General features: G+C 36.4%; 19 protein-coding genes. All 19 read left to right on the forward strand.

Features of this window, described 5'->3' with window-relative positions:
* Positions 1–418 precede the first annotated feature (418 nt).
* The 19 genes from J0M08_03975 (at position 419) to J0M08_04065 (ending at position 21,432) form a co-directional block, all read left to right on the forward strand.
* Positions 419–1,879: an SAM-dependent DNA methyltransferase gene (locus J0M08_03975; protein MBN8702197.1), complete on the forward strand. Its 1,461-nt coding sequence runs from the start codon at positions 419–421 to the stop codon at positions 1,877–1,879.
* The gene (locus J0M08_03980) at positions 1,876–2,985 is read left to right on the forward strand and encodes a restriction endonuclease subunit S (protein MBN8702198.1); all 1,110 of its coding nucleotides are present in this window, start codon (positions 1,876–1,878) and stop codon (positions 2,983–2,985) included. The genes J0M08_03975 and J0M08_03980 overlap by 4 nt, the downstream gene beginning before the upstream one ends.
* Positions 2,982–4,643 (forward strand): AAA family ATPase, encoded by a 1,662-nt coding sequence (locus tag J0M08_03985; protein MBN8702199.1) that lies wholly within the window; start codon positions 2,982–2,984, stop codon positions 4,641–4,643. The genes J0M08_03980 and J0M08_03985 overlap by 4 nt, the downstream gene beginning before the upstream one ends.
* A gap of 9 nt (positions 4,644–4,652) precedes the next feature.
* Positions 4,653–7,034, forward strand: coding sequence for a DEAD/DEAH box helicase family protein (locus J0M08_03990; GenBank protein MBN8702200.1), 2,382 nt, complete (start codon positions 4,653–4,655; stop codon positions 7,032–7,034).
* Positions 7,035–7,455: 421 nt separating this feature from the next.
* Entirely contained in the window at positions 7,456–8,085 is a 630-nt protein-coding gene (locus J0M08_03995) for a class I SAM-dependent methyltransferase (GenBank protein MBN8702201.1), read from the forward strand.
* A 341-nt stretch (positions 8,086–8,426) separates the two neighbouring features.
* Positions 8,427–10,199: a hypothetical protein gene (locus J0M08_04000; protein ID MBN8702202.1), complete on the forward strand. Its 1,773-nt coding sequence runs from the start codon at positions 8,427–8,429 to the stop codon at positions 10,197–10,199.
* Between the two features lie 162 nt (positions 10,200–10,361).
* The gene (locus J0M08_04005; protein MBN8702203.1) at positions 10,362–10,937 is read left to right on the forward strand and encodes a hypothetical protein; all 576 of its coding nucleotides are present in this window, start codon (positions 10,362–10,364) and stop codon (positions 10,935–10,937) included.
* A gap of 491 nt (positions 10,938–11,428) precedes the next feature.
* Positions 11,429–11,839 (forward strand): hypothetical protein, encoded by a 411-nt coding sequence (locus J0M08_04010; protein ID MBN8702204.1) that lies wholly within the window; start codon positions 11,429–11,431, stop codon positions 11,837–11,839.
* 10 nt (positions 11,840–11,849) lie between these two features.
* A complete protein-coding gene (locus J0M08_04015) occupies positions 11,850–12,443 on the forward strand; it encodes a TetR/AcrR family transcriptional regulator (GenBank protein MBN8702205.1) in 594 nt (197 codons plus the stop codon).
* Entirely contained in the window at positions 12,444–12,851 is a 408-nt protein-coding gene (locus tag J0M08_04020; GenBank protein ID MBN8702206.1) for a hypothetical protein, read from the forward strand. It abuts the gene before it with no gap.
* Positions 12,844–13,305 carry a hypothetical protein gene (locus J0M08_04025; protein ID MBN8702207.1) on the forward strand — a complete coding sequence of 154 codons (462 nt, stop codon included), beginning with the start codon at positions 12,844–12,846 and terminating at the stop codon, positions 13,303–13,305. The genes J0M08_04020 and J0M08_04025 overlap by 8 nt, the downstream gene beginning before the upstream one ends.
* Positions 13,302–13,589, forward strand: coding sequence for a hypothetical protein (locus tag J0M08_04030; protein MBN8702208.1), 288 nt, complete (start codon positions 13,302–13,304; stop codon positions 13,587–13,589). The genes J0M08_04025 and J0M08_04030 overlap by 4 nt, the downstream gene beginning before the upstream one ends.
* Positions 13,590–13,602: 13 nt before the next feature.
* Positions 13,603–14,937, forward strand: coding sequence for a TolC family protein (locus J0M08_04035; protein MBN8702209.1), 1,335 nt, complete (start codon positions 13,603–13,605; stop codon positions 14,935–14,937).
* A gap of 8 nt (positions 14,938–14,945) precedes the next feature.
* Positions 14,946–16,019: an efflux RND transporter periplasmic adaptor subunit gene (locus tag J0M08_04040; protein MBN8702210.1), complete on the forward strand. Its 1,074-nt coding sequence runs from the start codon at positions 14,946–14,948 to the stop codon at positions 16,017–16,019.
* A gap of 45 nt (positions 16,020–16,064) precedes the next feature.
* The gene (locus J0M08_04045) at positions 16,065–16,424 is read left to right on the forward strand and encodes a four helix bundle protein (protein ID MBN8702211.1); all 360 of its coding nucleotides are present in this window, start codon (positions 16,065–16,067) and stop codon (positions 16,422–16,424) included.
* A gap of 20 nt (positions 16,425–16,444) precedes the next feature.
* A complete protein-coding gene (locus J0M08_04050) occupies positions 16,445–19,537 on the forward strand; it encodes an efflux RND transporter permease subunit (protein ID MBN8702212.1) in 3,093 nt (1,030 codons plus the stop codon).
* A gap of 429 nt (positions 19,538–19,966) precedes the next feature.
* Positions 19,967–20,599 (forward strand): hypothetical protein, encoded by a 633-nt coding sequence (locus J0M08_04055; protein ID MBN8702213.1) that lies wholly within the window; start codon positions 19,967–19,969, stop codon positions 20,597–20,599.
* A 169-nt stretch (positions 20,600–20,768) separates the two neighbouring features.
* Complete coding sequence (locus tag J0M08_04060; protein MBN8702214.1) at positions 20,769–21,146, forward strand: type II toxin-antitoxin system RelE/ParE family toxin; 378 nt, start codon at positions 20,769–20,771, stop codon at positions 21,144–21,146.
* Positions 21,121–21,432, forward strand: a complete 312-nt coding sequence (locus tag J0M08_04065; GenBank protein MBN8702215.1) for a helix-turn-helix transcriptional regulator — start codon at positions 21,121–21,123, stop codon at positions 21,430–21,432. The genes J0M08_04060 and J0M08_04065 overlap by 26 nt, the downstream gene beginning before the upstream one ends.
* Positions 21,433–21,749: the final 317 nt, after the last annotated feature.

Raw genomic sequence — 21,749 nt, forward strand, 5'->3', positions numbered from 1 at the left:
GGTTAATTGAACATTCTACCTCGCATCAACTTTTGTGGTGTGTTGACAGTTTTGTGCTCCGAAACCCGCCACTGCGCCAAGCGCCCAACCGTTACCAGCAAGCGTAAAACGACACGACACAGCAGACAGACACGAATTTAAACGAGAAAAAAGTAAACCATTTTGACAAGTGAACACGGACATAAAAACGATACAACAAACGGACAACGAGTAAGCCGACCCTCATTGCCGACCCTTCTGTGTTTTAATTTTTTTCCCACCGCACAAAATATTTTGAATTGCCACCGCACAAATGGCACATTTGGTTTTGCCCTGCCCACAAGCCGACCCTTCAGCAAAACCAAAAGAGCCATTTTTTGCCAACGCACCACCGAGAATATTAACTTTGAAAAACTATAAATTGAGATAAAAAGACAACATGTTCGAACAGACTTTTAAAAACATAGACGACATACTTTATAAGGACGCAGGTGCAGACAGCGAACTGGACTACATTGAACAAACTTCTTGGGTTTTGTTCTTGCGTTACCTTGACCAATTGGAAAGTGAAAAAGCGGACGAAGCCGCTTTGGAAGGGAAAGAATATCAATACTTTTTGGACGAGCAATACCGTTGGCCAAATTGGGCTATGCCAAAAGCAACAGACGGAAAACTTGACCACCACAAAGCCATGACTGGACCTGACTTGGTTCAGTTTGTGGACTTGAAGTTGTTTCCATACTTGGCAAGTTTCAAACAGAAAGCCATTGACAACCCGAAATCCATTGAATATAAAATCGGTGAGATTTTTAGTGAGTTAAAAAACAAAGTAAAAAGTGGCTACAATCTTCGTGAAATTATTGAAATGACTGATGAACTGCCTTTCGGCAGTTCTAAAGACAAGCACGAACTTAGCCACTTGTATGAATCGAAAATCAAAAACATGGGCAATGCTGGTCGCAATGGCGGACAGTATTACACGCCAAGACCTTTGATTCGTGCCATTATTGAAGTGTTGAATCCACAAGTTGGCGAAAAGATTTATGATGCAGCTTGCGGAAGTGCGGGTTTCTTGTGTGAAGCATACGCTTACATGTATGACCGCATGGAGAAAAACACTGCCAACCTGAAAACCTTACAGGAAAACACACTTTATGGAAAAGAGAAAAAGAATTTGGCTTACATCATTGGTGTAATGAACATGATTTTGCACGGCATTGAAGCTCCAAACATCATTCACACCAATACGCTGACTGAAAATATCCGAGACATTCAGGAAAAAGACCGATACCATGTAATTCTTGCCAATCCGCCATTTGGCGGCAAGGAACGAAAAGAAGTGCAACAAAACTTCGACATCAAAACAGGCGAAACGGCTTCTTTATTCTTACAGCATTTTATTAAAAGTTTGAAAGCAGGGGGACGAGCAGGTATTGTAATCAAAAACACCTTTTTGAGCAATGCAGACAATGCTTCTGTTTCCTTGCGAAAGCATTTATTGGAGAGTTGCAACCTGCACACCATTTTGGATATGCCAGCAGGAACATTTTTGGGTGCAGGAGTTAAAACCGTTGTATTGATTTTTACCAAAGGTGAGCCGACTAAAAATATTTGGTATTACCAATGTATTCCAGGCAGAAGTTTAGGTAAAACATCGCCTTTGAATGATGATGACTTGAAAGAGTTTAAGCAACTACAGAAAACAAAGGCTGATTCTGACAACTCTTGGACAGTTGATATTTCAAGCATCAACACCATCAATTACGATTTGAGTGTAAAAAATCCTAATGGAAAAGTAGAGCAAACTTTCCGTTCTATGGATGAGATATTGGCAGAGATGGAAGCATTGGACGAAGAAACAAGCGAAATTTTGAACGGAATAAAAGAGATGTTTTCATGAGCCAAGTTGAACTAACCACTTTAGGAAAATCGTGTGAGTTTTTCAATGGGAAAGCCCATGAAAAGAGCATTGACGAAAATGGAAAATACATTGTAGTCAATTCTAAATTTATTTCATCCGAAGGCAAATCCTATAAACGCACCAACGAGCAAATGTTTCCTTTATACAAAGGCGACATTGTAATGGTAATGAGTGATGTGCCCAATGGTAAAGCATTAGCCAAGTGTTTTATCATTGACAAAGACGATACCTATTCATTGAACCAGCGTATTTGTTGCATTCGTAGCAAACAATTTGACACCAAGTATTTGTATTACCAGCTCAACAGACACGAACACTTTTTGGCCTTCAACAACGGTGAAAACCAAACCAACTTACGCAAAGACGATATTCTTGCTTGCCCATTGATTAAGCCTTCAATGGAAGAACAAAAAAGAATGGTTTCGGAATTGGATATTGCATTTTCTGAAATGGAAAAGGCTTACAACAATTTAGAAAAAAATATTACCAACTCAATAGATTTATTCAAAAGCGAACTTTATAGTGTTTTTACCCCAGCAAATGAAGGAGAATGGGTTCAAACAAAACTTGGGGATGCCATTGAAATTATAAATGGAAAAAATCAGCAAGCTGTTCAATCTGAAAACGGCAAATATCCAATTTTAGGAAGTGCTGGCAATCTTATGGGATTAGCCAATGACTTTATTTGTGAATCAGGCACCACTATTATTGGAAGAAAAGGAAATATCAGCAAACCAATTTATGTAAATGAAAGGTTTTGGAATGTCGATACAGCGTTTGGTTTTTATCCGAAAAATGGAATGCAAAATAAGTTTGTGTATTTCCTTTGTTTGAATATTGATTTTGAAAAATATAATCGTGGAACGACAATTCCTAGCTTGGTAAAAACAGAGTTGAAAAACATTATAATCCGATATCCAAAATCTGAATATTTACAGAAATCAATCATTAGAAAATTAGAAACTTTACAGGATAAATCAATATCACTAGTGGAGTTGTATAAAACTAAGTTATTGAAATTGGAAGAATTGAAAAGTGGTGTTTTAAAACGAGCCTTTGAAAACGAATTAATTGAAGCGGAATGAAAATAAAAACTGTCAACATACAAGGTTTTCGTTCTATAAAAGAACAATTACAGCTTCAACTTGAACAGGTGAATGCCTTAATTGGTGCAAACAATTGTGGTAAGAGCAATATACTTAGTGCAATTTACCGTGTGCTTGGCAGGGATTGGGTTACTAAAAACAGCTTTGATGATAGAGACGTTCATAATGAAGATTACGACACAGACATCATCATTGATTTTGAATTTGAAGAACCATATCAGTATGAGCAGTTCAAAGGGATTTTCGTGGAAATACCAAAAGTTAGGTTTATATATACAAGATATAAGGTTGGTGAAAGTGCTGGACAAAGAAGATTAGAAAAGCAGTGCTTGAAACTAGACGACAAACCTGTATTGATTTACAAATCACGACCACAAAAGGGTGTCCAACTTCAATTTCTTCCATTAACAACCATTCCACAGGAATTGCAGGAATCATTTCCAGTAATATTTATAGGAACAGACAGAAATTTAAAGAATCAACTACCAGGAAGCAGGAATTCAATTCTTGGAACTTTGATGAAAGATATAAATGCTGATTTTGAGAACACAAAAAATCTAATTGAAGTAGGAAAGCCTGGAAGTGGTAAAATGCTTCCAAGAATTGAAAGATTCAAGCAAGCTATTGAAGAAGCTATCAGGACTTTAAGAACAGATGAATTTATTGCTCTTGAAAAAGCAATAAAGGAAAATGCACTAAAACAACTTGGCTTTAATCCTGAAACAGAAGCGGATAAACTTGATTTGTATTTCAATCCTTTGAGTTCACTTGAGTTTTACAAATCACTTGAAATTTTCGTAAAAGAACATCAATACAATATAAACGCAACAGAATTAGGTGCTGGATTCCAAAATGCTATTGTTTTAGCTATTCTTAAAGCATTTGAAGATAGGAGAAAACAAGGGGCTTTATTTCTAATTGAAGAACCTGAAATGTATTTGCATCCGCAAATGCAAAGGTCGCTTTACAAGACGATTCGCCAAATTGGAGAATCAAATCAAATCATTTACATCACACACTCACCTCATTTTGTAACTATTCCAGAGTTTAATGAGATTGTCCTTGTTTCAAAAGATGACAATGGAACTCACATAAGAAAATCAACTTTAAAAGCTGATGAAGGATTAAAAAACAAATTCAGAAAAGAGCTTGACCCCGAACGCAACGAAATGTTTTTTGCCAAGAAACTTTTAATTGTAGAAGGCGACACTGAAAAAATGGCTTTTCCTGAATTTGCAAAGCGTTTGAAAATTGACTTTGATAGCGTTGGCAGCACAATCATTGAAGTTGGTGGCAAAAGAAACCTAATTGATTTTGTTGAATTGGCTTTATCATTTGGTATTCCTGTTGGCTTTGTTTACGATATTGACAGTTCAGATTTCGGTAAAAAAGACAAGGAAGAAGAAGCAAAATACAATGAACGCCTAAATTCGTATGCAGAGCATGGTGTTCAAGTATTCGTTTTTGGAAATGACTATGAAGATGAGTGCAAGAAGTATTATACAGAGAAAGTATATAATGGCTATTGTGAGCAATTTGGAAGAAATAAAACGCTTAGAGCAAGATTAATGGCTCAAGATGAAAGTATTGCTATACCTGATTTTGTGATTCCAATAATCAAATGGCTTGGAAGTTAAAATATTGAAATGAACGAAACCGAAACAAGAGCAGAATTTATTGACCCTGCATTAAAAGCAGCTGGTTGGGGCGTTGTGGAAGGCAGTCGCATTCGCATGGAGTTTCCAATCAACAAAGGTCGTTTAATCGGGCATGGTCAGCGTAGCAAACCCGACAAGGCAGATTATGTATTGCAATACAAAAACAGAAACCTTGCAGTAATTGAAGCCAAAGCAAGAGATAAATACTATACCGAAGGCGCTGGACAAGCCAAAGATTATGCAGGCAAATTGCAGGTTCGGTTTACATACAGCACCAACGGTTTACAGATTTACCGCATAGACATGCACCAAGGACAGGAAGGTGATGTAACTTCCTATCCTACCCCAGACGAATTGTGGGAAATGACTTTTGGAGAACAAAACCAACTCCAACCACTTTCAGCCGTTTGGCGAGACAAATTACTTTCTGTTCCGTTTGAAGACCGTGGCGGAACATGGCAACCTCGCTATTATCAGGAAAATGCCATTACCAAAGTTTTAGAAGCCGTTGCCAATGAACAACAACGCATTTTGCTAACCCTCGCCACAGGAACAGGAAAAACGGCAATTGCTTTTCAAATTGCATGGAAACTTTTTCAAGCAAAATGGAACATCAACAAAGACGGACAACGAAGCCCAAGAATTTTATTCTTAGCTGACAGAAATATTTTGGCAGACCAAGCATTTAATGCTTTTTCTGTTTTTGAAGAAGATGCTTTGGTTCGTATCAATCCAAGCGACATCAAGAAAAAAGGCAGAGTGCCGAAAAACGGAAGTGTATTTTTTACCATTTTCCAAACATTTATGAGTGGGCCAAATGATACGCCCTACTTTGGAGAATACCCAAAAGACTTTTTTGATTTCATCATTATAGACGAGTGCCACCGTGGCGGAGCAAATGACGAAAGCAGTTGGCGAGCCATTATGGAATATTTCAGTCCAGCCGTTCAGTTAGGTTTAACAGCCACCCCAAAACGAACCATCAACGCAGACACTTACAATTATTTTGGCGAACCTGTTTATGTGTATTCGCTAAAAGAAGGAATCAATGACGGTTTCTTAACGCCTTTTAAAGTCAAACAGATTGACACCACTATTGACGAGTATTTATTCACTTCGGACGACACCGTTTTAGAAGGTGAAATTGAAGAAGGCAAACGCTACACCGAAGCGGAAATGAACCGCATTATTGAGATTAAGGAACGAGAAGAATATCGGGTAAAGATTTTTATGAGCCTGATAAATCAAAGTGAAAAGACTTTGGTTTTCTGTGCCACTCAATTACATGCTTTGGCAATACGTGATTTAATCAATCAATATGCAGAATCTAAAAATCCGAACTATTGCCACCGAGTAACGGCACATGACGGAAAATTAGGCGAACAGCATTTAAGAGATTTTCAGGACAACGAGAAAAGCATTCCAACCATTCTTACAACTTCACAAAAATTAAGTACTGGTGTTGATGCTCCCGAAGTGAGAAATATAGTTTTGCTTCGTCCTGTCAACTCTATGATTGAGTTTAAACAAATCATTGGACGTGGAACACGTTTATTTGACGGCAAAGACTATTTCACAATTTATGACTTTGTAAAAGCACATCATCATTTCAGCGACCCTGAATGGGACGGTGAACCAGAAGAACCTGAAACACCGACACCAAGACCACAGCCACAACCTTGTGAATATTGCGGTCAAAGACCATGTATTTGTGTTAGAGAACCTGAGCCAGCTTGTGAAGTTTGTGGTTATGTAATGTGCCGTTGCGACAATCCACCAAGACGAATGGTAAAAGTGAAATTGGCAGACGGAAAAGTTCGCCAGTTTCAACACATGGTTAGCACATCATTTTGGAGTCCTGACGGCAGACCAATTTCAGCAGAAGAATTTTTGCGTTCCTTATTCGGGGCATTGCCCGAACTTTTCAAAAGTGAAGATGAATTAAGAACAATTTGGAGCAAACCCGACACAAGAAAAAAGCTGTTAGAAGAATTAACTGAAAAAGGTTTTGCTAAACAACAATTGACAGAGTTTCAAAAAATACTGAACGCTGAAAACAGCGACCTGTATGATGTTTTGGCTTATATCGCTTTCCATTCAGACATATTAGAACGAACAGACAGAGCCGACAGAGCAAAAATTCACTTGGACAACTACGACCCAAAACAGCAGGAGTTTTTAAACTTCGTATTGAGCCAGTATGTAAAACAAGGCGTTGACGAACTGGACGACACGAAAATTGGCGACTTGCTTGTATTGAAATATCACGCCATTGCAGACGCTAAAAAAGAACTTGGTGACATTGCAACAATCAGAAACACGTTTATCGGTTTCCAGACTTATTTGTATGACAAAAGAGTGGCTATATGACAAAGACAATAAACATATCAGCCAACCCTTCGCAGCCATGCACATTTGCAAGCCGCACAAGCCAACGCACAGACCAAAGCTTGCAAAAGAGCATGTCTGCCCCAACGCAGGAGAAAATTCAAAATATTTTTTCCCACCCTTCAAAAAAAATTAGAACACCCGACATGCAAACCAACCCTACAAAGACAGCGAAACTCAACAATGACAATGGTTTACAGACACGGTGGACAAGAACGCCAGCTGGTAACATGCGTTTGGCGTCATGCGGGGCAAAGTGCTTAAATTCAAGTTCAGTTTTTCAAATCAACTTTAGTGCTGGGTTGACAGTTTGGTGCTCCGAAACCCGCCCGAACGCAAAGCCCGAAACCGTTATGTGCAACCTTAACAGACCGACAGTGCTAACATAAATCGACAATAGAAAATGGAACATTTAGACAGAAAAAAACATTGGGAAAATATCTATCAGACCAAAGACCTGAAAGACGTAAGTTGGTATCAACCTACTCCGACAACTTCGCTGGACTTTTTAAAACAGTTCAACATCTCGACAACTGCAAAAATTATTGACATTGGTGGTGGCGACAGTTTTTTAGTTGACCATTTACTCGACTTGGGTTATACAGACCTCACAGTTCTTGACATTTCAGCCGCATCACTTGACAGAGCAAAGCAAAGACTTGGTGACCGTTCGACAAAAGTAAAATGGATAGTTGCAGACGCAGCGACCTTTAAACCGACCGAACAATATGACTTCTGGCACGACCGAGCAGCGTTTCATTTCTTGACACAAGAACAAGAAATTACGAACTACATTGACACAATTCAAAAGAGTATTAAGCCGACAGGTGTTTTAGTAATCGGGACATTTTCGGAACAAGGACCGAAAAAATGTAGCGGAATAGAAATCAAACAATATTCGGAAACGACAATGACCGACCGACTGAAAAAGTTTTTTGAAAAAGTAAAGTGTATAACGGTTGACCATCAAACACCGTTTGACACAATTCAGAATTTTATCTTTTGCAGTTTTAAAAAATTGGCGACAGCGTAACTTGACGAAATGAGAAAGGCAGCACATAACAGCACATTTGCAATAGGCGGGGTTTCGTGCTCCGCAGACAGTTTAGTGGTAGCAGAAAGTTTTGTGCTCCGCATCAACATCAGTGGTAAAAATCCCGCCCATCGCAAATCTGCCAAACGTTATAGCCAATGGTAGAAAGACGACATAGCAGAATTGGACAGATATTAGTGAGAACTATTCAGAGTGACAATTCATGAGTGTAATAAATGTTTAATTTTAAGAACCAAAATGAAGAACAACCACCATTCAAAAAACAGGGCGGATTCCGAAAAGCCAAGAAAGAGTAGGAAACAAATTAAAATTTTGAAACAATGATTAACAAATTTTTTAAACCATTGACGATAGCATTAGCAATGAGTGCTAATTTTTTATGGGCACAAAACTTCAATGTTCAAACACAAACATTTGATCTGGAAAAATTAAACCTACACAAAGACTGGAGGATTTATTCAGGATTTAAAGACAACAGTGGCAATTTTGTCATTAAACTTGGAAAGCCATCTTGTAGTATGTCTTCCGGTGCAGGAGGCGAAATTGGGGCTGTCAAATACTCCTACTATGGTGTTCAATATGACTTTGAAGAGTTAAGTTTTGACCCATCTATGAATTACTTATCCAAAGTATCAAAAACTTTTCCGAATACAATCAAAACATTAGAATATGAACCTGTTTTAGGGAAAAGATTTTATCCATTAGGACATGGTTATTTATTAAAAAGGCCATTATCGCAGGACTATATTGGCAGAAGAACAGTAGTTCCTGTGATTGAAATGACCGGGTTTAAAATAGGACTTTATCAAATTGCAGGTAAACCTGTTACACCCGGAGCAAATGCACTCGGAGCAACTAATTATTATTCCTGTGGAGAAAATATCTGGTTCGAGAAAGTTGATGCTCAAAAAGCCAAAGAAAATAAAGGAGAAAGATGGTTTCCTGTATCTTATTACCCACTTCCGGGAGAAGGAGTTGCGATTTATACGACATCGGGTGTTTTACCTGAAAGTGAAAAAGCTGTATTTATTGCAAAATTATATGGTGAAGATTTAAACGAATTGAGCAAAGTAGAGCTACCCTTTGATTTCAAGTGTGTGGTACATATTCTGCCAATTGAAAAAAATGATGGGAGTAGAGATTTTGCAGTGATATCACAAGCTGATGACGGGAAATATTCACTTGGAAAAAAAGTGTTAGATGCTACTCACGGTGAATTATTGATACTGGATGGTAAAACATTACAGATCAAAAACCGCAGCACTTTTAAACTTGAGTACTCACGATGGTTTCCTGAAAATGTCGTGTTAAATGATAAAGGGAATGTTTTTATTTACGGAACATGTAGTAACGGAACAAAGGAGTATCCTGGCAAACAGGGATCCCTTCCTATAAATGGAGGACAATTAACAAACGTCAATTTATTCAATATGCCAAAAGATCAACCCAACTTTCAAGTCCTTATGGCTGACGCATCAGGCAATGTAAAATATGTAAAAGGTGTAAATTTCAAAGATGCTTCATCTATATCTAAAGTTATTGGAGGCACAGAAAAGAAGGCAAATAATGATGTAATTCTAAATACCTATGATTTTAATAAAGAATTTTACTTTACAGATAAATATTTGATTTTAGCCGGGCAACAATTTATTGGCTCTAATAGCAAAGGTGCTGATAAAGGAAATTTATTTATTGCATTATTTGATTTAGAAACAGGCAAATTAGTGCATTATTTTATTAAGCCGGAAGACACCTTCGCTACGTTTGACATTATATTCAATAAGGACAGAACCAAACTTTATTGGGCAACCTACGATTTAGAATCATTGAACGACTTGCATAATGAACAAGGTGCAATGAGTGCAAAGAAAATTAAAACAATGATTGCAGGTAATTTACACCTTGCAAGTATTGATTTAAATAATCTTACGACAAGCAACTTTGAATGGCTTGGCAAAGAACAATGGGCGGTAAATTATTCGGCACCTGTCGTAGTAAAAAATGATGTCGCAGACGAAATAGTTTTTCAAGGCAGGACATTAAACAAAAAAGCTAAGGACAGCGAATTGGTACTAATAAAAGTATCTAAATAACCACTGGCTATAACAGCACCTACCCAAAAGTGGCGGTTCAGTGGTTAAATCAAGCTTTGTGCTTCTATCAAAGTTTGTGCTTGGTTGACAGTGAAGTGCTTCGAAATCGCCACCTTCGGGTAGCTGCAAAACGTTAGCAGCAAGCCCCTAAAAAAAATACGGTTGACAAACTTTAGAATCACATTAGAGCAAGACGGAGAAAATTTTGAAACACTTGCGGACATCCTTCCCGAAAAGTCTGACCAATTGGACATATTATTTATTGCAAAAACACCCGCGACAAAGAGCGTAGCTGTTGGACATTATTTCCAAGGTCAACAAGGACAAATGTTTTGGAGCAGATTAAGGGAATATCAAATTCTAAAAACTAAACCTTCGACTTACGAAGACGAGAATTTACTTGACAATAAATTTGGACTGACTGACATTGTGAAAAAGCCAAAGGACTTTGGTGACGAGCCTTCAGAAAGTGAATATAGAGACGGACTACAAAGAATTTTAAAACTGATAAAGAAGTACAGACCAAAAGTTATCGTGTTTGTTTACAAACGAGTTTTGGACAACGTACTAAAATGGGGACACGGACTAAATAAAAAATCAGTTTATGGGTTCAATAGAGACTTGAATAGTTACTTTGACAGTGAAGTTTTTGTTTTTCCAATGCCGGGGACGCCTTGCACGAAAGACCAAGCAGTCAAAGCCATGAATGAACTGAGTAAAAAAATGAGAGATCGGTGACGGGGCCAGCTGCTAACAACGGCTATAAAGCATTACTTTTGATTAATAATTTTTTAAAGGATAAAAGTAACGCTTCATAGCCAAGCGTTATAAGCAAGCCTAAAAGATGACGGTGCAACCGTAAGACGGACACCAAAACGACCAGACTTTTGACTACCAAATAAATTCTCGGGCGACAAAAACTCGGTTGACAATTTCGCTATAACTCGACACCGACCAGACCATTTTGCCGACACTAAAGCCAACGCAAGGTTTTAAAAATTTTCCCACCGCACATTTTAAAAAATAATTTTAGCCAGCCCGCATTGGCACATTTGGGGTTTGCTCCCTCACACAACCCGACACACAGGCAAACCCCAAAAGAGCCAATTACCCACCGCACCAAGATGATTTTCGTCACATTTTAAAGTTTTCTCAAAAAATCTTGCAGGTATAAATAAAATAGACCTATCTTTGTGAGCGAATATTCACTTACTTAAAATATATACAAGATGAACGGTAAAAACAACATTGCAATAGGCTTCCTGACAATGGGGCTTTTTATGGCTTACGGCTTTCTATTAATCTACCTGCGTGACTTCGCTCCAGGTAAAGAAGAATGGGTAAACTCATACAGCATAGGAAAGCATTTTGAAAGCAGACTGGCACACGTTCACGGTAACTTGTTCGCCTTTCTAAACATCCTAATTGGCTATTTCCTTCTACATTTCAGAGACAAACTTCAAAACGTGAAAGCTATTTCTTGGTTGGCACTTACAGGTTTATTAATGCCAATAGGAATATTAACAGAAGTGTATTTTGGCTTACCTCCTGCTTTAGTATTGATTGGTGCAATTGCAATGACAGCTTCTGTAATTTGGTTAGGAGTTGCGTTTTTAAAAATGAAATCTATAACAAAATAAAATATATCAAATGACAACAGAAACAATTTCTGACAGACAACTTGAAATTATTGAAGCAGCAGGTAAAATACTGACTGCTTCGGGGATAAGTGGGCTAACAATTAAGAATTTGGCTAAGGAAATGAAATTTTCTGAAAGTGCCATTTACAGACACTTTACAAGCAAGGAAGAAATCATAATTGCCTTACTTGATTATCTTGCTCAAAGTATGGATGAACGCTATACAAACGCAATTTTAAGTGAACAATCGCCCGAAGAAAAATTTACAACGCTATTTCAAAATCAATTTTCATTTTTTAAAAAGCATCCACATTTTGTAGTGGCAGTTTTTTCTGACGGATTAATGGAAGAAAGCCAACGCATAAACGAAACAATATTGAAAATAATGGGTGTAAAAATGAAACACCTAATGCCTATTATTTTGGAAGGACAACAAAAGAAGGTATTTACAAATTCAATAACATCCGATGAATTGATGCATATCGTGATGGGAACTTTTCGATTGCAAATGTTTAAATGGAGAGTTGCTAATTTCCAATTTGACATAAATAGAAACGGTGACAATATGATACAATCGGTTTTAACATTGATAAAAGATAAATAGATGATAAAAAAAATACTTCCATATCTATTTTCAATATCCTTAGCAGGATTTGGTTTACTTACTATCTTTCTAAGCACATCAGTAATTTTTGATTTGTTTGGTATTAGAGCCAAAGAAGGCAATTATGTTTTGTTTGTGGTTTGGTCAAATTTTATCAGTAGCATTTTATACCTTTTTGCTGCTTATGGGTTTGCTAAAAGCAAAAAATGGACAGCTACTCTATTAGGAATTTCAACACTCATACTGATAGCTGCATTTATCGGACTGCAAATTCACATCAATTCTGGTGGTATTTATGAAACAAAAACCATCGGTGCAATGATTTTCAGAATTGCGGTAACACTTGTATTTGCCAGCATTGCATTTTTCACTATCAATAAACAATTAAATAAAAATCATAATGAATAAATTAATCTTAACTTTTGCCGTAGGTGGCTTATTGCTATACAGTTGTGGCAATTCCACAAACGAGAAATCGAATAATCAACCAGAAGTTGCCGAACATAATGATCATCATCACGATGATGAAAGTGAAGCCATCGAACTTAACAATGGTGAAAAATGGCAAGTTGATGCCAATATGCTAACTCATATCAGAAATATGGAAAATGATGTTGTTTCCTTTTCTAAAGTCGAGCAAAAAGATTACAAATCAATATCTGAAAAACTTCAATCAAACATTGATTTACTTACTTCAAACTGCACAATGAAAGGCAAAGCCCACGATGAATTGCACAAGTGGTTGTTGCCATACATTGATTTGGTAAAAGAACTTTCAGAAGCTAAAAACGAAACCGAAGCAACTAAGCAATTTGAAAATATTCAAATTTCATTCACAACATTTAATCAATACTTCCAATGAACATAAAAGAATTACACACACAAGAAAAACCAGTCTCAGCAACTTCTCTTTTTAAGAGTGAACTGGGCAATGCAACTGCCATACAAATTTTGCAAGGCGGAAAATTAAAAGAACATATCACCAAAACACCAGCACTTTTGATTTGTGTTGAAGGAGAAGTGATTTTTGAAAATGAAAAGGGGATAAAAGAAACGCTATTATCGGGTGACTTTATAAATATAGAACCAATGGTAAAACATTGGGTTGTAGGAACAATTGAAAGTCAATTAATACTTATAAAGTAAAAAAATTTGACCAATGAAGTTAGCGAATATTCACAAACATTTTATTGCTCTATTATTAATAATAGGAGGCTTTAAATCTGCACAAGCACAAGCTTGGACTTTGCAACAATGTATTGACACCGCACAGGTTCATAACAAAAACCTGCAAATGAGCAGAAACAATATAGCTATTGGTGAGCAAAGAGAAAAAGAAGCCAAAGCCAATTTAATTCCGAAAGTAACAGCCAATGCGGATTACAAGTATTTTACAAACCTGCCCTATCAGCTTTTACCAGTTAATGCTTTTAATCCTGCACTACCCGAAGGCGAATACAGAGAAATGCAGTTTGGCGTTCCGCACAACATCAACGCAAACTTGCAACTCTCAATGCCATTGTATAATCCACAAGTTTATGGAGCTATTCAAACAACTAAAATCGCTTCGGAATTGACCGACTTGCAGTATCAAAAAACGGAGGAGCAAATCTATTTTGAAATTTCCAATTTGTATTACAATGCCCAAATCTTGCATCATCAATTGGCATTTATTGACAGTAATCTGATTAACGCAGAAAGGCTTCTGAAAAATATGCAATTGCTCAATGAACAATTGCTTGCCAAAGGAACAGATGTTAGCAAGGTGAAATTACAAGTATCGCAATTAACCACCCAAAAGGAAACGATCAAAAGCAAATACGAGCAAGTATTGAATGCTTTAAAACTTGCAATGGGTATTTCCATTGAACAAAATTTGCAAATTGATCCAAACATTCAATATCAAAACACAAAAGAATACACACCTGCATCCACTTTAGACATTCGTATCATAAAAACTCAAAACCGCTTATTATCAAGTGAACTCAACACACTCAACAAATCAAGGTTTTTGCCTTCGCTAAATCTGGTTGGAATGTATGGAACAACAGGCTTTGGTTATAAAGGACAACCTGCTTCTTTTCTTGATTTTTATCCGATTGGTTTTGCAGGTATTCAATTGTCTTATCCACTATTTAATGGAACGGTTACGCTTCGAAAAATAAATCAGAAAACACTTGAACTCCGAAACAATGAACTTCAATTTGGATTGCTTACCGAGCAAAACAATATGCAAGTAGAAAATGCCAAACTACAAAGAGAGGTCGCTAAAAAAACGGTAGAAACTACAACCGAACAAATCCAATTGGCACTAACAATCTATGAGCAAACCATTCTTCAACAGAAACAAGGAACGGCAAGTTTAACAGATGTTTTGCTTGCAGACAATGCTTTGCGTGAAGCACAACAAACTTATCTATCTGCTGTAATTGATTACCTAAAAGCAGATTTAGAACTAAAAAAACTCACAGGAAATATTTCAATAATCAAATAATTATCACAATGAATACAAAATCATCAATCCTAAAAAAAGTGCTATACGTCATCATACCGTTGGCGATAATTGCCATTGTGGTAATTAAATTGAAAACAAACAAGGAAATTGCGCAGAGTAAAGTGTATCAATACGATAAAGAACAAGCTATAATTGTTCAAGTAGATACATTGCAACTTGAAAATGTGAATGCAGAATTTTCTTATTCAGGCACATTTGAACCAAACAAGGAAACAAAAATAAGTGCCGAATTACAAGGAAAAATCAACACCATTTTAGTTGATGTTGGAAGCGTGGTAAGTAAAGGTCAAACTTTAATTCAATTGGATAATTCATTGCTGAAATTGCAACTGCAAACTATTGAAGTGCAAATAGAAGGATTGGAAGCAGATGTAAACCGCTATACCATTTTGGCTAAAGCAGATGCCATTCAAGGTGTTCAATTAGAAAAAGCAGAATTAGGTTTGAAATCTGCAAAAGTTCAGAAAGCAACTTTCTTGGAACAGATAAACAAAACTACAATCAAAGCACCATTTAACGGAGTTGTTACTGCAAAATTAAGTGAAGAAGGAGCTTTTGCTGCACCAGGCGTTCCATTACTCCAAATTACGGACATTACAACTTTAAAATTCACCGTAAATGTTCCCGAAAAAGATTTAAGCCAGTTCAAATTAAATCAAAGCTATTCTCTTTCTGCAGATGCTTATTCTGAAATTTTATTGACTGGAAAAACTACTATGATTGGCAGTAAAGCTAATATGGGCAGTAGTTTTCCTATTCAGTTTACGGTAAATAACACATCGGACTTGAAAATAAAATCTGGGATGTTTGGTAAAGTTCTACTCAAAAACGAAACGTCTGGAAAAGGAATTATCATACCGTCATCTGCCATACAAGGCACAGATAACCAACCACAGGTTTATGTTGTGAAAAATGGCAAAGCCCTTTTGCAAAACATCACTATTTCAAAAAAGACACAAAACAAAGCAGTTGTTTCAAATGGATTAAATGAAGGTGATGTAATTGTAACGAATGGCTTCATCAATCTTTTTGATGAGGCGAATGTTTCAATTAAGAATTAGACAATTACGAATTACGAATGTTCAATTATCAATAAAAATTAGAAAATGAAATCAAATAATATTATACAAGAAAAGTCTTTTGCTTTTGCGGTGCGGATAGTCAATTTATACAAACATTTAATTACTGAAAAAAAAGAGTTTGTTCTTTCAAAACAACTACTTCGCAGCGGCACTTCCATCGGTGCTAATGTGGAAGAATCTATTGGCGGTGCATCTGAGAAAGATTTCTTATACAAGCTAACCATATCCTACAAAGAAGCAAGGGAAAGTATTTATTGGCTCAAACTATTAAAAGCAACAGATTACATTTCAGAAAACCAATTCCAAAGCTTATATAATGATGCGGAGGAAATATGCAAAATACTAGGCAAAATCCAGACAACAATCAAAACTCGTAATTCGTAATTCAAAATTCGTAATTGACAATGAATATTACAGAAATATCAATCAAACGTCCATCGCTGATAATAGTGCTTTTCAGCGTGTTTACTTTATTAGGATTTATCGGGTATAAAAATTTGAGTTACGAGTTAATGCCCGACTTTAATCAGCCCGTAGTTGTAATTAAAACAGTTTATCCAGGTGCCGAACCAAACGAAGTAGAAACATCCGTTTCACGAAAAATAGAAGATGCTTTATCCAACTTGGAAGGTGTAGATTACTTGGTTACAAAGTCATTGCCCAATGCTTCTATCATCATCGCCAATCTGAAATATGGAACAGATTTGGATAAGTCAATGCAAGATGCTCAACGCTACATTGACAACATTCGCAAAGATTTACCACAGGATATTTTAAGTCCTGTAATGAGTAAAGTTTCGCCAAATGATTTGCCGATAATGTCTATCAGTGCAACAAGCGATTTGTCTGCCACCGAGTTTTATCAGAAAATGAAAGATGATTATCTGCCACAAATTCAACAAATAAAAGGTGTAGCAGAGATTACTATTTTAGGAGGAGAGGAAAGAGAAATACAAGTAAAAATCAATCAAGACAAACTGAAATTGTATAAAATTTCAATGGTTCAGGTTGTTGAAGCAATTAATCGTTCTGGTTTAGACTTACCTGCTGGAAAGGTGCAAACCGAAAAAGAAAGTAATTCAGTTCGTTTAACGGGAAAATTCACATCTATTGAGGATATTAAAAATGTCCAGGTCGCTATGCCTGTTTTAGGAAGTCCAGTTTATGTAAAAGACATAGCAGATGTAATTGATGGTATAAAAGAAACGACTTCCATAAGTCGTTATAATGGCAAAAACGGCATTGGTTTATTATTGAAAAAACAAGGCGATGCAAACGCTGTAGATGTTTCAAAAGCAGTTCGGGAGAAATTACAATCCATCGAACAACAAAATGCCAGTTCGGGTGTGAAATTTATTATTGCAGACGATAGCACCGACAACACGATTGCAGCCGTTAATTCCGTTATTTTCGATTTAATCTTAGCGGTTCTGTTGGTATCGTTGGTAATGCTTTTATTTCTACGAAGTTTTAGAAATTCCTTAATCGTATTGGTAGCTATTCCAACATCTTTAGTTACCGCATTCGCTGTGATGTGGCTTTTGGGTTACACCTTAAACCTAATGACCTTGCTTGCAATGTCTTTAATCATTGGTATTTTGGTAGATGATGCTACCGTAGTTTTAGAAAACATTCAAAAGCACTTAGATAAAGGAAAAGACAAACGAACTGCCGCAATGGATGGCAGAATGGAAATTGGCTTTGCCGCACTATCCATCACCTTGGTTGACGTAGTGGTTTTCTTACCTATACTTTTTCTTCAAGTGTTTGTAGCTGATATGCTCAAACAGTTTTCGGTTGTGGTAGTAACATCTACTCTTACTAGTTTATTGGTTGGTTTTACTTTAACGCCTTGGATGGCTTCTCGTATCGGCAAAAAAGAAGACTTACAACCTACCAATTTTTTCAATCGCTTTTTACTATGGTTTGAAATTCAATTAGAAAACTTTAATGAATGGTATGGTCGAAGATTAGAATGGGTATTGAGCCATAAATTAGCTTTTACAGGTATCGTTATTGTGCTTTTTGCAATGACTTTAGGCATTATGAAACAAGGTATTATTGGTAAAGAATTAATTTCAACAGGCGACCAAGGAAAATTTAGAATGGCATTAGAATTTGATAAATCTACTTCCATTCAACAAAACAACTTAATTGCTCAAAAAATTGAAACATACATTATTCAACAACCCGAAGTAGCAACGGTATTCAGTAACATTGGCGGACCAAGCACAGGCATTGGAAGTTTGGGTGTAGGTTCAGCAAATAAAACGGAATTTACAATTCAACTAAAATCCAAAAAGGAATTGGATAATTTACCTACCGAAACATTTATGAAAAATCTTCGGGAAGAACTAAAGTCAAAATTTCCGAGTATCAATTATTCAATGGCAGCATTGGGCTTAATTCCACGTTCAGCACCAATTGAAATTACGTTAAGCGGTAGCAATTTGGATTTGGTGATGAAAACAGGCGATGAATTGAAAACGGTAATTGAAAAAATTCCCGGTGCGGATAATGTTCGCTTATCCGTTGAAGCAGGTAGCCCCGAATACAAAATAATTCCCGACAAGGATAAAATGCAACGGTTAGGTTTAACAACCGCTTATGTTGGATTGAACCTAAGAACTGCATTTACAGGAAATGATGATGCGACTTTAACCGAAAACGGAACGGAATATCCTGTGCGAATTTGGTTAGATGAATTTAGCAGACAAAATTTTGAAGATGTTCAACAGCTTACCATTATTAACCCAATGGGAATACCAGTTGAAGTTTCACAATTTGCAAGTGTAGAACAAGACAATTCTCCGTCATTATTAGAACGAAAAGACCGACAACCAGCAGTTACACTTACCTCTGACGCATTAGGCAGACCATCAGGAACTGTAGCAGACGATGTAGTAGCATATCTCAAAGAAAATCCATTGCCAAAAGGAATACAAATGACTTGGGGAAGTGACATCAAAAGACAGAATGATAGTTTTGGAGCATTAGGTTCTGTTTTACTCATTTCGTTTTTGCTGATTTACCTGATTATGGTAGCACTGTATGACAATTTTGTTTATCCATTTGTAGTTTTGTTTTCTATTCCAGTAGCAGCAATTGGGGCATTTTTCGCACTGAATTTGTCTTTAAGCAATTTGAGTTTGTTTGCCTTACTTGGTTTAATTATGCTAATGGGCTTAGTGGTGAAAAATGCTATTCTAATTGTGGATTTCACCAATCAATTAAAAGCAGAAGGCAAACATTTTAAAGAAGCCTTAATCATAGCAGGAAAGGGCCGTATGCGGCCAATCCTAATGACAACGCTTTCAATGGTTGTTGGTATGCTTCCCATTGCAATGGCAACAGGAACAGCAGCAGAATGGAAAAACGGACTTGCTTGGGTAATCATTGGCGGACTTCTATCATCCCTAATTTTGACCGTGTTTCTAGTGCCTATGGTCTATTATTTAGTTGACACAGCGAAAGAAAAATTAAACAGAAGAAAATAGCCATCGCACAGGTGTAAGCACATTTGCAATTCGCACAAGCCAACGCACAGTCCAAAAATTGCAAAAGAGCTTACACCTTTACCACCCAAAGAAAAATTATTTTTTAAAATTCCCTTCCCTTCTAAAATTTTTAAAACCACTATCCACAACCGACACAAACAGCCCCATTCGCAACTCGACAACAACACTGAAACTCACAGCGGACAAGGACTTTACAACCTCGACAGACAGAAGGCCAGCTTATAACATCACCTATACGCAAGCAGGGGGGCGTGCTTCGTAGGACAGAAAAGTGCTATATTTGAAGTTCAGTTCTTCGTAGGAAGTTCAGTGGTTAAAATCCCTGCCTGCGTATAGCTGAGAACCGTTAGGTGCTATAATTAACGAACTTCCGGACACAAAATGATAATAGAAATTAAAAGATTAACTATGAAAAAAATATTATTCCTGTTCCCCGTTTTATTTTTCTCTTGCAATAATTCTAACAAAGACAACGTGGATAAATTAATGGAGAAATTTCAAAAAGAACACGACTCCACAATGGCTGTATTGAAAGCCGAGACCGATTCAATAAAAGCAAGTATTATATCAGTTCCGAAAGATTCTGTTAAATCCCTGCTAAAAGGACTTACAACGAGTAAAGACGAATTCAAAAAATTAACTTTTTATAAAAATTACAGCAATTCTTATTTTGCAAATGCTGTTTTCATCTATTTAGTAGAAGGTAATGACGGACAAATCAATGGACGCTTTAAAATAGAATACACGGCTGACGATTGGTTATTTATAAAAAATTATTCGTTCTTATGTGATGATAAAGTTTTCGACTTTATCCCAGAATATGATATTGAACGTGATAATTCTGGGGGAGATATCTTTGAATATTCTGACAACTATTATTCACCTCAAATTAATAAAATCGTAAAGGCTATAATTACTTCCAAAGTAACTAAAATAAGGTGTCATGGAAGGCAGTATTATGACGACAGAGTGATTACACAAAAAGAAAAAACGTTATTGACTAAGATGTACGAAATCTTAAACTATAATAAAGAAAAATAATTACAGCACCTAACAACAAACAGCCCCAATAAATTTAGTAGGTTGACGTTTGACATTTTTGTAAATTTACTGGGGCTGTTTGTAAACCGTTATGTAATATTGTTTAAATCTAATTTTTGGACCTAAGAAATAAATTTTGAATTTGTTCCATTATTAGTTAACTTTGGAAATGGAACAACACAGACAATTGCTTTATTATAAGCACTATTTTCATGAGTTTTTCGAAAAGCAAACTGAAAAAGTTAAAGCCAAAATAGATCAAGTGTTGTTTGTTGTTACTGTGGCTGAAAGAATTCCTAAAAAATTCTTCGACCACATGACCGGAACTGATGGACTTTTTGAAATTCGAATTGAACTTGGTAGCAACATTTTCAGAATATTTTGCTGTTTTGATGAAGGCAATATTATCATACTTTTTAATGGCTTTCAAAAGAAAACACAAAAAACTCCGCAATCTGAAATTGAGCGAGCACTGAAAATAAAAAAAGAGTATTTCGAAGAAAAAATTAAAACAAAACGCTATGAAAACAAAGGAAAAAGCAAATAAAAACCTTACGACTTTTGAGGAGCATCTAACTAGTCAATATGGTAAAATTGGTTCTAAAAAAAGAACTGAATTTGAAATTAAAGCAAAAGCCTTTGCTATAGGCGAAATTATTAAAGAAGAGCGCAGGATCTCACATATGACACAGGAGCAATTAGCTGAAAAAACTGGTACCAAAAAAAGTTTTATCTCTAGAATTGAAAATGGACATAGTGATATTCAATTATCTACTCTTTACAGACTTTTGGAAATCGGCCTAGGAAGGACTGTATCGCTAATGATAAGATAAGAACAACATTACATAACAGCGAACAGGCGTAAAAGGCTATGTTCTGCAATGCTTCGGCTTTTTTTTAATGGACTGCTTCGCAGTTCATTTTTTATTTGCCTCCGCATGAATTGTGTTGTACCTTCGAGGTAGGTTTTCGGTTCAGGTTCATTGAGGTTCTAAATAGCCTTCTAACGCCTGTTCGCAAAACGTTATGCCTAATTTTAAAAACATGAGACACCTGAAAACAATCATCTTAATTTTTGCGACTTTTTTTTCTTTGCAATCTTGTCGGCAGGACAAGACACCAAACGACCTGGACGAAATATTTTTGAGCA

It is taken from the genome of Bacteroidota bacterium (assembly GCA_017303975.1).
Taxonomy (GTDB): domain Bacteria; phylum Bacteroidota; class Bacteroidia; order JAFLBG01; family JAFLBG01; genus JAFLBG01.

Excerpts from the sequence above, each read along its gene's own strand:
- J0M08_04045 (MBN8702211.1), top strand. The coding sequence starts at position 16,065 with ATGAAATCAAATAATATTATACAAGAAAAGTCTTTTGCTTTTGCGGTG.
- J0M08_03980 (MBN8702198.1), top strand. The coding sequence starts at position 1,876 with ATGAGCCAAGTTGAACTAACCACTTTAGGAAAATCGTGTGAGTTTTTC.
- J0M08_04055 (MBN8702213.1), top strand. The coding sequence starts at position 19,967 with ATGAAAAAAATATTATTCCTGTTCCCCGTTTTATTTTTCTCTTGCAAT.
- J0M08_04030 (MBN8702208.1), top strand. The coding sequence starts at position 13,302 with ATGAACATAAAAGAATTACACACACAAGAAAAACCAGTCTCAGCAACT.
- J0M08_03985 (MBN8702199.1), top strand. The coding sequence starts at position 2,982 with ATGAAAATAAAAACTGTCAACATACAAGGTTTTCGTTCTATAAAAGAA.
- J0M08_04065 (MBN8702215.1), top strand. The coding sequence starts at position 21,121 with ATGAAAACAAAGGAAAAAGCAAATAAAAACCTTACGACTTTTGAGGAG.
- J0M08_04025 (MBN8702207.1), top strand. The coding sequence starts at position 12,844 with ATGAATAAATTAATCTTAACTTTTGCCGTAGGTGGCTTATTGCTATAC.
- J0M08_04020 (MBN8702206.1), top strand. The coding sequence starts at position 12,444 with ATGATAAAAAAAATACTTCCATATCTATTTTCAATATCCTTAGCAGGA.
- J0M08_04060 (MBN8702214.1), top strand. The coding sequence starts at position 20,769 with ATGGAACAACACAGACAATTGCTTTATTATAAGCACTATTTTCATGAG.
- J0M08_04035 (MBN8702209.1), top strand. The coding sequence starts at position 13,603 with ATGAAGTTAGCGAATATTCACAAACATTTTATTGCTCTATTATTAATA.
- J0M08_03990 (MBN8702200.1), top strand. The coding sequence starts at position 4,653 with ATGAACGAAACCGAAACAAGAGCAGAATTTATTGACCCTGCATTAAAA.
- J0M08_04000 (MBN8702202.1), top strand. The coding sequence starts at position 8,427 with ATGATTAACAAATTTTTTAAACCATTGACGATAGCATTAGCAATGAGT.
- J0M08_04040 (MBN8702210.1), top strand. The coding sequence starts at position 14,946 with ATGAATACAAAATCATCAATCCTAAAAAAAGTGCTATACGTCATCATA.
- J0M08_03995 (MBN8702201.1), top strand. The coding sequence starts at position 7,456 with ATGGAACATTTAGACAGAAAAAAACATTGGGAAAATATCTATCAGACC.
- J0M08_04015 (MBN8702205.1), top strand. The coding sequence starts at position 11,850 with ATGACAACAGAAACAATTTCTGACAGACAACTTGAAATTATTGAAGCA.
- J0M08_04050 (MBN8702212.1), top strand. The coding sequence starts at position 16,445 with ATGAATATTACAGAAATATCAATCAAACGTCCATCGCTGATAATAGTG.
- J0M08_03975 (MBN8702197.1), top strand. The coding sequence starts at position 419 with ATGTTCGAACAGACTTTTAAAAACATAGACGACATACTTTATAAGGAC.
- J0M08_04010 (MBN8702204.1), top strand. The coding sequence starts at position 11,429 with ATGAACGGTAAAAACAACATTGCAATAGGCTTCCTGACAATGGGGCTT.